Below are 11591 nucleotides of genomic sequence, written 5' to 3' on the forward strand. Positions count from 1 at the left end.
AAAGCGCCAGTCGATCGCCCGCCCGAGCCGGACCAGCGCGTGGTGCGGGTCGACGATCTGATCAAGCCGAGCCCGGAACAGATCGCTCTGCCCGCTGTCCCGCCGCTCCTTCGGACGCATCGAAAAGCTCCCCGATCACCGATCCGGGAACCAGTGAATCACGCCCGCAGCGCCAACGCAATTTGCAAGTTTATCAGCCCAAAAATGGCTCAATCCTGCAAAAGGGAATTCTTCGCCAACCATGATCCGGAAGCCTTTTCAAGGGCTTCCCAATTCTTCACGGGTGACTCATCTGCTTAGTTTTGAATCGGACACTAACATGCAAGCGAAAGCGGAGGGGCTTCGTAAATGAGGACACCATGACCTCTCCGGTTGCTTCCCGGCTCGTACCAGACATCAATTCAGGCCGCCAACGACTTTTCTATGTACAGCGACGGGCAAGCGCCAACTCTGTTAGATCCCTGCGATCCTCGAAGCCGCTGTTCCGCCGGTATTTGGATGCGGCCGTCGCGTCGGCGTGCGGAGCGCCAATGTCGACCTTTTAGCCACTGGGGTCGGTTGCTCAATGGCAACTGCCTGCACAGCCAAGCCGCGACCATCTCGTGCGAACGGGTTCGTTCGTCTATGATTTGGAGCCCCAGCCTTTTAGTAATGTTCAAGCGTGGTTTGAGCGGTCATCGGTCCGATGGAAGCCCCATTCATTCCCGCATCTTCCCGGCGGGTTCGCAGACAAAGACAGAGCGGTCTTTCTTCCGGCTGTAGGGATTGCAGGCCGGCGAGCAGTACCGGCGCTTGTCTGATGGGTATTTCCCGAAGAAGACCGTCTTGCAGGTCTCGCACTGGAAGGCGGGCCGCGGCTTTGCAGCCTTACGCGCGGCGCCGGAACACTCGCTCGAGCAGAACCGGGAGATCCTGCCATCGGGATACTGCTTCGGCTTGAACGGTGTTCCGCAATGTTCGCAGGGGCGATCCTGCCACACCCTGGCAGCGAGCTTGTAGCAGCTGTGCGAGCAGTATTTTCTGCCGGCGGTTCGGCTGATGAATGGTTTGCCGCACTGCTCACAATTGCCAGACCGCTCCTTCAGCGTCTTTTCCGATCGCTCGGCACAAGCGGCGAGGTATTCGGCCAAAGACAGCTCGGAGCCGAAGCGCTTGGCCTTGAGACTGTGCATCGCATCAGCGCACTCCCGGCTGCAGTATTTGACCGGCGTGCCGTTGCTGGAAATCCGGTCGACGATCCTCCGTCCGCAGCGGGCACAAAAGAACCGCTCTGTCCCGAACTCGGAGGCAAAGTCGGGTTGGCCTTCCCGCCACATCGGTCGAACAGCCCCGATCCTCTTCAACGCGGCACCCACGACGTCGAGGGCTGCCAAGTCGGCATCCGCCCACTTCCAGCCCTGCGCAATCAAGGCTCGTCGCAGTCCATGCCTGCACGCTCCCTCGAATGCGAACATCGTTGGTTCGCCGGCTTTCAGCACCTTTGCAACACGGCCGACGAGAACCTCGAACCGTCGGTCATTCAGGCGCCGGGGCTTGCGCTTGGGATTGATCAGAGCAGCGAGCCGTCGGCGCTCCCGTTCTTCGGCCTGGCGTTGGCGAGCCCGCAGATAGGCGAGGTGGTCGGGATGGATCTGGAGCATCAGCCTCAAGCAGCCGACGCAGCTCCGGAATGTCCCACTGTCCATCGCCGAGAGCCGTGAGGCGGCGGCCGATTGTCTCCTCGGGGGTAACGGCGAAAAGTTCATAGAAGCGACGATTGGCGGATACGACGGCCAGGTCGCGGTCGAGCACGACGAGCCCCTCGCTGACAGTGTCGACGATGTCCTGTGCCGAAATGGTGTCCACGTCGAAAGTCTGCACCCGGTGCCTTCCTCGCTCAAACCGAGAGGATGGCCCGCCCAGCACCCTTTCGATATGCTGCAAGCGGAGCGATTTTTCCAGATCTTTCAAGGATTCGCGTTGGTTCTACCGCCGTCGTTAAAACGTAGTCACGACTTCAAAATCGTTCGACGCACTTGCTCGAAGGTTCTGGCCTGATCAAGAGGCGATGGTGCAACATCACCATCCGTGACCAAGAGGCACTGATCGGCATCGCCGACGACCGCTATGGGAGGACCTCCGAAGCCGAATATGAGCGGATCATCGGACCGTTCCGAGCGACAGTGACGCCATCGCGGGATGGTCGATCGTGATGCCGAGACGCGTTTGCGATGCGCCGGCTCTGCCAATGCTGTTGGAACCTGGGCCCAACGAGCCCGTTTGACCACTATACACCCTCGCCTGAGTTCGCCAATCGAACACAACCATAACTTGCCGTCGGCTGTCGGATATGAAGACCGCTCCGCGCTGTTGGAACTCGGCGATTTGGATCTGCTGGTCCTTGCTGACGAATGCGACCACTGGCTGGCCGCTATGGAGGAGTTCCGGCGAGCGCTGGTGACCGAGGTCGCCCAGACGGAGTGGCGCGTCGTCATGAGCTTCGACGTTCAGCGCGCCGCTGAGGCGCGCGATCGGCTTTATGCCGAATTGAAGGCACGTGCCTCGGAGGCGGAGCACCCAAGCTCCCAGCGCTGAGTATTCCGCCTGATAATCCGGAAACTCCGAGACCGACTTCAGAAGGAAGGAAGAGCGTCATGAAGATCCGACTGGGCTGCGAGTTAAGCTACGACATGCCGCAGCCAACACCGATGATCGCAATCCTGAACGTCCACTTCTCGCGCTTCGCCGATCTCGAGAGGCCGGATCATCTGGTCACCGCACCCTCGGTTCCGATCCAGAGCTACAGGGATCTTTTCGGCAACTGGTGCAACCGTCTCGTCGCGCCGGCCGGGCGCTTCACGCTCGGTACTGACGGGATCGTTCAGGACGATGGGAAGGTCGATTCAGTCGAGCCGAATGCTTGGCAGCACAAGATCGAAGATCTTTCTCCGGATACGCTGAGCTTCCTCCTCCCAAGCCGCTATTGCGAGACCGATCTTTTGTCCGACGAGGCATGGAGGCTGTTCGGGCAGACCCCGGTGGGTTGGCCTCGCGTTCAGGCGGTCTGCGACTTCGTGCATGGTCATGTGACGTTCGGATACGAGCATTCGCGCGCCACCCGGACCGCCGCAGAAACCTATGCGGAGCGGGTCGGCGTCTGCCGCGACTACACGCATCTGGCCATCGCCTTTTGCCGCTGCCTGAACATCCCCGCGCGCTACTGCACGGGGTATGTCAGCGATATCGGCGTTTCCCCGCCTCACGGCCCGATGGATTTCGCCGCCTGGATGGAAGTCTTTCTCGGCGGACGCTGGTGGGTGTTCGATCCGCGCAACAATGCGCCACGCATCGGGCGCATCCTGATCGCTCAGGGGCGTGACGCGGCCGATGTGCCCCTGACCCATACCTTCGGCGCCAATCAGTTGGCCGGATTTCGCGTCTGGACCGATGAGGTCGCCTCCTGACACCGGCACCATGCCGTCCATCAAACACAGAAAAGGTTATTCTCATGCCCGAGACCATGAAAGAATTTGCGTCGAGCTCCAACGGTGACCGCTGGTTCCTCTGCCAGGACGAGGGGACGCTGAATGGATACGTGCTGCACCAGGCCAATTTGCCGTCGGGCGGAGCGAAGAGCCGCATCGAGATCGGCGACTTTCTCAGCCGCGGTCCGTCTGGTCCGGAGCACCAGGCATTGCTGCACCTGATCGGGACGCTCGTCCAAGGCCGGTCGGCACAGACGAGCCCCTGGCGGGATTCATCTGCTCGCTGAACCTCGATCGGTTGGATAAAAGAGGAGGGAAGGGGCGGCGGCCAAATCATCGAAATCCGCCTAGAAATATTGCCGCCGCCCGCATTCCAAAAATAAATCTCGTCCTGCCCTTGTTATCTCACGAAGAAGAGGCGATATTCCATTCATCGATAGACGGCCGGACCTGATTGGCCTTCGCGCTCCAACGGCGCTTTGTTCCCAAAAATCTTTTCCGATACTTCTCTTCGAAACGGCCCTGGCGGTGTCAGTGCCGATATAAAATTTTTGTCTTGGAAAGGAATTGCCATGACGACGGGAACCGTAAAGTTTTTCAACACACAAAAAGGTTTCGGCTTCATTGAGCCCGAAGACGGTAGCGGCGATGCCTTCGTGCATATCAGCGCCGTCGAACGGGCCGGTCTCGCCGACCTCCGGGAGGGCCAGAAGGTCTCCTATGAACTCGTCGCAGATCGAAAGAGCGGGAAGAAGGCGGCCGACAATCTGGCGCTGGTCGCCTAACGCTTCAGGTCGCAGCTTGAGGGCTGCGATTGGCCAGCATGGCGGGCTAGGTCGACCACGGATGTACTGGCGACCTTGTCACGCGATGCGCTGGCGCTTCGTTTGAGGCGCACCACGCCATATGGCCCCGCTCCCAATCCGGGTGCGGGGCTTTTTTTATCTCTGGGCATTGGCCCGGTTCGGGAGGCTTTGATGGCCAAGGGACAACGACGCAGCAATCGCGAGATCCGAAAGCCGAAAATGGACAAGACGGCGAAAGCCGAAACGACGTCGACCTTTTTGCCGAAAGGCACGACGGTCACGATTGGCACGCCGAAGAAGAAAGGCTGAGCGTCGCGACGAGGCCAGGCTCGCTCGCCGGCGTCTCGTCATGCTTCGCCGTCGAGAGGCTGTAGCCTATCCCGAATTCCAACGACGGTGACGAGTTTGAAACTAACGACGGAGGCCGGAATGCAAGCGATCGATTTCGAAGTTCCTGCGGATCTGTTCTGGTCCAAGAACCGACGCCGCCTGCCAGGAAAGGGAGGTGTCGGCCACAAACGCTTCGACACATTGGCCGAAGCGATCTGTTTTGCAACGGAAGATCATTCTGTCCTGCGTATCGGCGCCTGCCTCGACACGGACGATGGCTCGTACGGCGCGGAAGAGTTCCAGGCCTTCTACGAGAGCGCTGATTTCATTGACTATCGCCGCCGCTACGGCATCTTGCCGTCGTCGGATGGAGACATCGTGCACTCCAAGAACAGCTCACGGGCCACTGCGCCGGGAGGGCGGCCATCATGACACTCGGCGCTTCCCTCCGGCTGTTCTCGTCGACGCGCGATCGCCTGCGTCCCGTCGCCATCGCGCCGCTCGTTCTGGCACTGGCCGCGTCAGTCGTGGTGTTCGGCGGGCTGTTCCTGTTCGTCGGCCTCGCCGGGACGGAACGGCCACAGGTGATCGTCGTCAGTGAGGTCGGCCGATGAGCCAGGACCTCGCTTCCGCCCTGGCCCTGCAGGAGCGTATGGCGCGTGCCATCGCCGCGGCGGTTTTCAGCTCGCAGGGGGATCTCGAAGATGATCCGAAGCGGCCTGTCATGGCCGACCGGCGACGTGTCGCTGAAGAAGCCGCCGCTGCCGCTCTGAAGGTCATCCAGCCGGATGACGACCTCGGCCGGGGTCTGGTCGCGACGCAGCGTTCGACGAACGACTGCTGACCCTCACGCCCCACACTGCACAAAAGCTGAAACTTATATTGGCACGCAACCGCTGAGCGCGCCGCTGTATGACAGGAGTCATCTTGAAGGTAGATGTCAGAGACAACAATATCGATCAGGCCCTCCGGGTTCTGAAAAAGAAGCTTCAGCGCGAAGGCGTTTTCAGGGAGATGAAAGCGCGCCGCGCCTACGAGAAACCATCCGAAAGGCGCATTCGAGAGCGCAAGGATGCGGTTCGTCGTGCCAAGAAGCTCGCCCGCAAGCAGGCGCAGCGCGAGGGGCTGATCCCCGGTCCGAAGCGCAAGCCGAGAGAAGCCGTGGCGCGGCGGCCCTATGTTGGCCCGAGGCCAGCCGCGGAGCCATCCAGCGCCGCGTCCTAAATGTCCCGCGATCGGCTTTTGCCCGCCTGACATTCCGCGGAACCCGGCTGGGGCAATTGACCCAGAAAGAGGTGCCGATGTTCCCGCTCCTGGAACTCTATCTCGATCGTGCCATCCATACCGGCGCGTTGTCGGTGACCGACGCCTCGGGGACGACGAGGACGTGGGGAGACGGGACCGGCACGGCCGTCCATCTGCGCTTCAACAGTCGGGCGTCGGAGCGCGCCGTCGCGCTCGATCCGGCCTTGCGGCTGGGCGAGTGCTACATGGACGGCCAGGTCGACCTGATCGAAGGGTCGACGTTCGATCTGGTCCGCCTCGTCATGGAGAACGCTGGCGTCGAAGCGACGGGACAGGTCTGGATGCGGCTCGCCGAGCACGTCCGAAGGATTTCCAGGCAACTTGTCGAGAGCAACTCGCCACGGCGCTCCAGACACAACGTCGAGCACCACTACGATCTGTCGCACGAGTTCTTCTCGCTCTTCCTCGATGCCGACCGGCAGTATTCCTGCGCCTATTTCGAGACGCCGGACGCCACGCTGGAGGAGGCGCAGCTTGCCAAGAAGCGGCACCTGGCCTCGAAGATGGCGATGGATGCAGACGATTTGCGGGTTCTCGACATCGGCTGTGGCTGGGGCGGCCTCGGTCTCTACCTCGCCCGCAACTGCCGGGCTCGGGTCACCGGCGTGACGCTCTCCTCACAGCAGCAGACCGTGGCGAGAGAGCGGGCCGAAGCGGCCGGCCTGGCCGAGCGCGCAAGGTTCGAACTGCAGGACTACCGCACGGCGAAAGGCTGCTTCGACCGGATCGTCTCGGTCGGCATGTTCGAACATGTCGGCCTGCGCCACTACACCGAATATTTTCGTCGGTGCGCTGACCTCCTCGACGAGGACGGCATCATGGTGCTGCATTCGATCGGCCAGTCCGACGTGCCGGCGGCGACCAACGGCTTTCTCGCCAAGTACATCTTTCCCGGAGGCTATATTCCGTCGCTGTCGCAGGTGCTGCTGGCCGCCGAGAATGCGGGGCTGATCGTGACGGATGTCGAGGTCCTGCGGCTGCACTACGCCGAAACGCTCCGGCATTGGCGCGGGCGCTTCCAGACGAACCGCGAGCGCGCGAGAGCCCTCTACGACGAGCGATTTTGCCGGATGTGGGAATTTTACCTGGCAATCTCGGAAGGCTCCTTCCGTTGGCAGAACATGATGGTGTTCCAACTCCAGTTGGCCCGCCGAAGCGATGTGCTGCCCACGACGCGGACCTACCTGTTCTAGACGGAGACCACGATGGGGATGCGCGAACGCGCGGAAACCGAATATCCAGCCGCCCTGTAGGCTTGCGACCGGTTCGCTGGCGCTGTGTGATCTGGACGGTCCCTCTGGTGCCGATGCAAGCTCGCGGGCCGCAAGGATCGGCTCGATCAAATCTCAGACAGAAGCGACCTTTCGTCCGCGATCGCACGATCGATGGCCTCGATCCGTTGTTGGACGACCATGAGATCGTCAACGGCGGATGCGCTCCGCATGTTGGCATCTGCCATGTGCGACGCGAGGCGGCGACGCTCCGTCACCATCACCTCGCGAACCTTTTCCAGGTCGCTGAGAGGTTCGATCTGCTTTTCCACGATATTCGCGCCTACTCTACGATTCCGCACGGGCGGACATTTCGCCCCACCGGACCGACACAATAGCGCGAATCGGCTTTAGGTTCAGAACAAGTTTGACGGGATGGCGCGGTCTGCAGGAAAATCCCAAGTCTCGGTGCGTTTCCCGCCGCTGCCGCGCCACCTCAATCCGATCCGGTGAAAGGCCTTCACCTATCGATCTACGAACAATGAGTAGCGGGCGCGATGAGCAACAACCGAAGGATTGCTGCCGAACGACATTACACGGTCGCCGAGCTTTGGACCGATGGTGTCGTCCATGCGTTCGGTGGCACGTTCGCCCTCGTCGGTTCGGCGATCCTGGTTTGGGGCCTGGTCGGCCACGCATCGGGGGCCGCGCTGACCGCTGCGGCGATCTATCTGCTCACCCTGGTGGCCTCGATCGGAATCTCGGCCGCCTACAACATCTGGCCGAAGCCCGGCGCCCTCAAGCAGCGGCTGCGCCGCTTCGACCATTCGGCGATCTATCTGCTGATCGCCGGCACCTACACACCGTTCCTGCTCAAGGCGCAAAGCTGGTGGCTGATGGTCGTCGTCTGGCTCATCGCCGCCTTCGGCATCTTCGCCAAACTCGCCGCGCCGGGGCGGTTCGATCGCCTGTCCATCGTGCTGTATCTCGGGCTCGGCTGGAGCGGCGTTTCGATCTTTGGCACGCTCGTTGCCACGCTCTCGCCCATGGCTCTTGGCCTCCTGCTGGCGGGCGGCGTGGTCTACTCGCTCGGCGTGCCGTTCCACCTGTGGACGCGGCTTCCTTTCCAGAACGCCATCTGGCATGTCTTCGTGCTGACGGCGGCCGGTCTGCAATTTTCAGCCGTGTGGTTGTGTTCGCTGGCGTAGCATCCGGCCCGCCGTGATCTCTGCGGAGAGGGCGCCCCTCTTCTCGGCGTCATCCCGTCACGGTCACTTCGACCGTCATGCCGGTGAAGGCGTCGGTGAGTCCGGTAAAGCTGCCGGCCACGGGAACGATCTGCGCGATGTCGCGCGCAACGGCGACGGGAATGAGATTGCGTCCGCCGACACTGCGGTTGGTGGGATCGAAGGTGATCCAGCCGGCGCCCGGGACGTAGACCTCCGCCCAGGCATGGGTTGAGCCGGAGGCGGACAAACCGGCTGCGGCGCCATCCGGATTGAACAGATAGCCGGAGACGATCCTCGCGCCGAAGCCGAGGCTGCGCGCGGCCTCCGCGAACAAGACCGCAAAGTCCCGGCACGATCCCCACCCGCGGTCGAGGGTCTGCGAAGGGGTCTGCGTGCCTTCTTCCTCGCGGCTCTGATAGGAGATCCACTGGGGCACGCCGGCGCTGAGGTCCTTCAGCAGAGACAGCGTGTCGGTGGGATTGCCGAAGACGAACCCGCGCGCCCAGGAGCCGAGCCGCCCGGCGGGATCGGGATGTTGCACGGCCGAGAGCGCGCCGAGATCGGTCCACTCCTCGTCGGAATAACGGAATGGATAGGAGATTGCCGTCGCCGCGACGTCGAAGACGGGCCATGCCTCGGCGTGGAGGTCCAGTTCCACCCGGCTCTCGATCGCCAGGCTGTCCGTCATGTCCGCGAAATTGGCGGTCGCCACCGCGTTGCCGAAGACGTCCTGCGCCCACGTCACGGTGGTGTGAGGCTCGACCTCGAGATCGATCGAGACCAGGCGGACGTCCCGGCTTTCGCGCGGCCGGAGCATGAGGCGATGCGGCCCCAGCCGCACCGGCTCACGGTAGTGGTAGACGGTCCGATGCCGGATGCTGAGCCTGGTCAACGCGGTTCCTTGAACAGTGGTCGAGGCATGGAAGCATGCCGCACGGCCGCGCCGCGATCCATTTCGCGAAAGGAGGAACCGGCCCGATGGCCTTCCTTACCATGGATCGAGGAAGTTCGCCGACGCCAGGCGATCTTCTCCATGACGCCAGTCAAAACGGAAACATTCCGATTTGGTTCGCCGAAGAACGGATCATTGGCATCTTGAAGGAGCACGAGATCGGGATTCCAGTCGCCGAGCTCTGCCGCAAGCACGGCTTCGACGACGCCAGCATCTTCAAGTGGAAGGCGAGGGTCGGTGTCATGGAGGCCTTCGAGGTCGAGCGGAGTCGGTCGTTGGAAACCATGCATGTCGGCGGTGGCGTCTCGCTCGGTCTCGGGCGCTATGACCTCTTGTGATGGATCAAGACAGAAGCAATCGGCAGCTATTGTCAGACCACGGAGCAGGCCTCTCACGCGAACGGCTCTTGTCGAGCGGAAAACTTTTCCGCATTCACCGACTGCCAGTGCCGACCAGAAATTCGGCAGGGGCATCGTTTCCCGGGCTCTCAAGCCGTCCGACCTATGCTACGACCTCGTACCAGCATACAGACCTCAACGGCGCGAGCGGCGCCAAGAGGCCAAAAGACGATAGAAATCAGGCGGTTAGGGGTCCCTGTCCCTCCTCCGCTACCAAATTCTTTTTTCCAGCCCGGAGACATAGGTAACAGAACGTCCCTAGTCCTACTGCGTCATAAATTTGGATGAGGCATTCAATTGGCTCGGCCGCAGCATGGACATCGCATGATGCGCAGAGCCAGGGCGGCGGCAAGGGCTCGTCGGATCGTGGCGATCGAGGTTGGCACGTGCCGTTCCGGCCGGAGCGGCGGCCGAGTGGGATCGCGAACCGCGGGGAACGGGAGGCTCCGGGCGCTCTTTGGCGAAGGCGGCGCCTGAGGGGGGAATCGTCTCCTGCTCCAGGATCAGGAATCCGTAGGCCGCGATGCACAGGCTGGCGTGGTGGTGGAAGCCCCGCCATCCGCGGCCCTCGTAATGGCCAAGCCCGAGTTCCTGCTTGAGATCGAGATAGTCGCGCTCGATGCGCCAGCGCAGCTTGGCGGCGGCCACGAGGTCGGCAAGGGCTGTGTCGGCGGGCAGCGTCGAGAGCCAATACTTGGTGGGCTCGTCCTCGCCCTCCGGCCATTCGATCATCAGCCATTCCTCGGCGCACGGCTGAGTGAGCCGAAAGTCTCCTCCCGCACATCGCACCCTGACGGCGGCAAAGTGCGAGGTCAGATCGCCATTCGTTCCGGCGCGCCATGTCACCTTCTGGCAGGCTTGGGCCGGCAACTCTTCGGCCAGGGCCTTGACCGAAAGCGGCTGGTGATCGCTGTCGCGGCGCAGCCGGCTCGGCGGTCGCCCTCGGCCGCCATAGCAGTCCGGCGGCAGCGGGCCTTCGCCCGGCCGCCAGACATTGATCGTCGAGGTCACGCCCACGACATAGGCAAGACCCAAATCCGTGAGGCCAGCACGCAGGGTGCTGTCGACCCCGTAGCCGGCATCGGCCAGGATCACGCCCGTCGGCACTCCCGCCGCGACCGCCTCCCGGATCTCATCGAGTGCGATTTGCGGCTTGGTCTGAAAGCCGACCGCGTCGGGGATCTGGGCCTTGCGCCGCCGCTCGCCATCGTCGACCCAAGCCTGTGGCAGATAGAGCCGCCAGGCGATCGGTAGGCCCGCTGCCGTGTTGGCAATCGACAGGCTGACCGCCACCTGGCAGTTCTCCTTTTTGCCGAGCTGACCGCAATATTGCCGCGCCACGCCCACCGAGTGCTTGCCCTTCTTGGGAAAACTCGTGTCGTCGACGATCCAGGCCGTGATCGGCCCGCCGCGTTCGACCATCCGCGGCAGAACCAACTCGCGGACCTTGCCCGTCAGCGCCTGATCCGACCACGGCGCCTGACCGACGAAATGCAGCAGCGACTGATGCTGCGCCGAGACCCGCGCCGGCGCCGTCACCGCCGCCAAGGGCTCCACGCTCTTGCGCTCCACCGGCAGCATCAATCCCCGGCAGTAGTCGTGCAGCGGCTCGGCGCGATCGGCGTGGCCGATCACCTCCACCAGCGCGTCCACATAGGTCTCGAAGCCCGAGCCTGCGCCGCTCCCCTGCTTGCCCATCGCGCCCTCATCCGCCAACGTGAATCAGCAGATTATCACCTTCGGCCAATGCACGATTCCCCTTCCGCACGCTTGTGACGCAGTAGGACTAAGAGTCTTCTCTGATTGGGGTCGTTGAGGTCAAGCTGCTCCTTTCGGCATTTCTGGATCATTTCGCCCCGCGGGTCACGCGCTTCTCTTCGCGGTCGGCGTATAGCC

General features: G+C 62.5%; 15 protein-coding genes and 1 pseudogene. 12 read left to right on the top strand and 4 right to left on the bottom strand.

The window, feature by feature from the left end; translation table 11 throughout:
• Positions 1 to 1515: 1515 nt before the first annotated feature.
• Complete coding sequence (locus SMD10_RS23925; protein WP_331688267.1) at positions 1516 to 1905, bottom strand: PAS domain-containing protein; 390 nt, start codon at positions 1903 to 1905, stop codon at positions 1516 to 1518.
• Between the two features lie 459 nt (positions 1906 to 2364).
• Here SMD10_RS23925 and SMD10_RS23930 point away from each other — a divergent pair, with 459 nt between their 5' ends.
• From SMD10_RS23930 to SMD10_RS23975, 10 genes are all read left to right on the top strand, one after another.
• Complete coding sequence (locus SMD10_RS23930) at positions 2365 to 2574, top strand: hypothetical protein (RefSeq protein WP_331688254.1); 210 nt, start codon at positions 2365 to 2367, stop codon at positions 2572 to 2574.
• A 59-nt stretch (positions 2575 to 2633) separates the two neighbouring features.
• Complete coding sequence (locus tag SMD10_RS23935) at positions 2634 to 3443, top strand: transglutaminase-like domain-containing protein (RefSeq protein ID WP_331688255.1); 810 nt, start codon at positions 2634 to 2636, stop codon at positions 3441 to 3443.
• 44 nt (positions 3444 to 3487) lie between these two features.
• Positions 3488 to 3751 carry a hypothetical protein gene (locus tag SMD10_RS23940; protein ID WP_331688256.1) on the top strand — a complete coding sequence of 88 codons (264 nt, stop codon included), beginning with the start codon at positions 3488 to 3490 and terminating at the stop codon, positions 3749 to 3751.
• Between the two features lie 285 nt (positions 3752 to 4036).
• Positions 4037 to 4249 carry a cold-shock protein gene (locus SMD10_RS23945; protein ID WP_331688257.1) on the top strand — a complete coding sequence of 71 codons (213 nt, stop codon included), beginning with the start codon at positions 4037 to 4039 and terminating at the stop codon, positions 4247 to 4249.
• A gap of 75 nt (positions 4250 to 4324) precedes the next feature.
• Positions 4325 to 4579: a hypothetical protein gene (locus SMD10_RS23950; protein ID WP_331688268.1), complete on the top strand. Its 255-nt coding sequence runs from the start codon at positions 4325 to 4327 to the stop codon at positions 4577 to 4579.
• Positions 4580 to 4699: 120 nt separating this feature from the next.
• Positions 4700 to 5032, top strand: coding sequence for a hypothetical protein (locus SMD10_RS23955; protein WP_331688258.1), 333 nt, complete (start codon positions 4700 to 4702; stop codon positions 5030 to 5032).
• Complete coding sequence (locus tag SMD10_RS23960; protein WP_331688259.1) at positions 5029 to 5214, top strand: hypothetical protein; 186 nt, start codon at positions 5029 to 5031, stop codon at positions 5212 to 5214. The genes SMD10_RS23955 and SMD10_RS23960 overlap by 4 nt, the downstream gene beginning before the upstream one ends.
• Positions 5211 to 5444, top strand: a complete 234-nt coding sequence (locus tag SMD10_RS23965) for a hypothetical protein (protein WP_331688260.1) — start codon at positions 5211 to 5213, stop codon at positions 5442 to 5444. The genes SMD10_RS23960 and SMD10_RS23965 overlap by 4 nt, the downstream gene beginning before the upstream one ends.
• An 83-nt stretch (positions 5445 to 5527) precedes the next feature.
• The gene (gene rpsU, locus SMD10_RS23970) at positions 5528 to 5824 is read left to right on the top strand and encodes a 30S ribosomal protein S21 (RefSeq protein WP_331688261.1); all 297 of its coding nucleotides are present in this window, start codon (positions 5528 to 5530) and stop codon (positions 5822 to 5824) included.
• A gap of 77 nt (positions 5825 to 5901) precedes the next feature.
• Entirely contained in the window at positions 5902 to 7098 is a 1197-nt protein-coding gene (locus SMD10_RS23975; RefSeq protein WP_331688262.1) for a cyclopropane fatty acid synthase, read from the top strand.
• 146 nt (positions 7099 to 7244) lie between these two features.
• Here SMD10_RS23975 and SMD10_RS23980 read toward each other — a convergent pair whose 3' ends face one another.
• A complete protein-coding gene (locus SMD10_RS23980; protein ID WP_331688263.1) occupies positions 7245 to 7448 on the bottom strand; it encodes a hypothetical protein in 204 nt (67 codons plus the stop codon).
• 225 nt (positions 7449 to 7673) lie between these two features.
• Here SMD10_RS23980 and trhA point away from each other — a divergent pair, with 225 nt between their 5' ends.
• The gene (gene trhA / locus SMD10_RS23985) at positions 7674 to 8324 is read left to right on the top strand and encodes a PAQR family membrane homeostasis protein TrhA (RefSeq protein WP_331688264.1); all 651 of its coding nucleotides are present in this window, start codon (positions 7674 to 7676) and stop codon (positions 8322 to 8324) included.
• Between the two features lie 49 nt (positions 8325 to 8373).
• On the opposite strand, the gene SMD10_RS23990 is transcribed toward trhA, so the two are convergent.
• Positions 8374 to 9237: a transglutaminase family protein gene (locus SMD10_RS23990; protein ID WP_331688265.1), complete on the bottom strand. Its 864-nt coding sequence runs from the start codon at positions 9235 to 9237 to the stop codon at positions 8374 to 8376.
• 164 nt (positions 9238 to 9401) lie between these two features.
• Here SMD10_RS23990 and SMD10_RS23995 point away from each other — a divergent pair.
• A pseudogene (locus SMD10_RS23995) lies at positions 9402 to 9578 on the top strand (transposase); the annotation flags it as partial.
• Positions 9579 to 9959: 381 nt separating this feature from the next.
• Here SMD10_RS23995 and SMD10_RS24000 read toward each other — a convergent pair.
• Positions 9960 to 11393 carry an IS701 family transposase gene (locus SMD10_RS24000; protein WP_331688266.1) on the bottom strand — a complete coding sequence of 478 codons (1434 nt, stop codon included), beginning with the start codon at positions 11391 to 11393 and terminating at the stop codon, positions 9960 to 9962.
• Between the last annotated feature and the right edge of the window lie 198 nt (positions 11394 to 11591).

It is taken from the genome of Consotaella aegiceratis (genome assembly GCF_036541425.1).
Taxonomy (GTDB): Bacteria; Pseudomonadota; Alphaproteobacteria; order Rhizobiales; family Rhizobiaceae; genus Consotaella; species Consotaella aegiceratis.

Coding starts and splice junctions, on each gene's coding strand:
- SMD10_RS23945 (WP_331688257.1), top strand. CDS start 4,037: ATGACGACGGGAACCGTAAAGTTTTTCAACACACAAAAAGGTTTCGGC.
- SMD10_RS23935 (WP_331688255.1), top strand. CDS start 2,634: ATGAAGATCCGACTGGGCTGCGAGTTAAGCTACGACATGCCGCAGCCA.
- SMD10_RS24000 (WP_331688266.1), bottom strand. CDS start 11,393: ATGGGCAAGCAGGGGAGCGGCGCAGGCTCGGGCTTCGAGACCTATGTG.
- SMD10_RS23955 (WP_331688258.1), top strand. CDS start 4,700: ATGCAAGCGATCGATTTCGAAGTTCCTGCGGATCTGTTCTGGTCCAAG.
- SMD10_RS23940 (WP_331688256.1), top strand. CDS start 3,488: ATGCCCGAGACCATGAAAGAATTTGCGTCGAGCTCCAACGGTGACCGC.
- trhA (WP_331688264.1), top strand. CDS start 7,674: ATGAGCAACAACCGAAGGATTGCTGCCGAACGACATTACACGGTCGCC.
- SMD10_RS23965 (WP_331688260.1), top strand. CDS start 5,211: ATGAGCCAGGACCTCGCTTCCGCCCTGGCCCTGCAGGAGCGTATGGCG.
- SMD10_RS23975 (WP_331688262.1), top strand. CDS start 5,902: ATGTTCCCGCTCCTGGAACTCTATCTCGATCGTGCCATCCATACCGGC.
- SMD10_RS23960 (WP_331688259.1), top strand. CDS start 5,029: ATGACACTCGGCGCTTCCCTCCGGCTGTTCTCGTCGACGCGCGATCGC.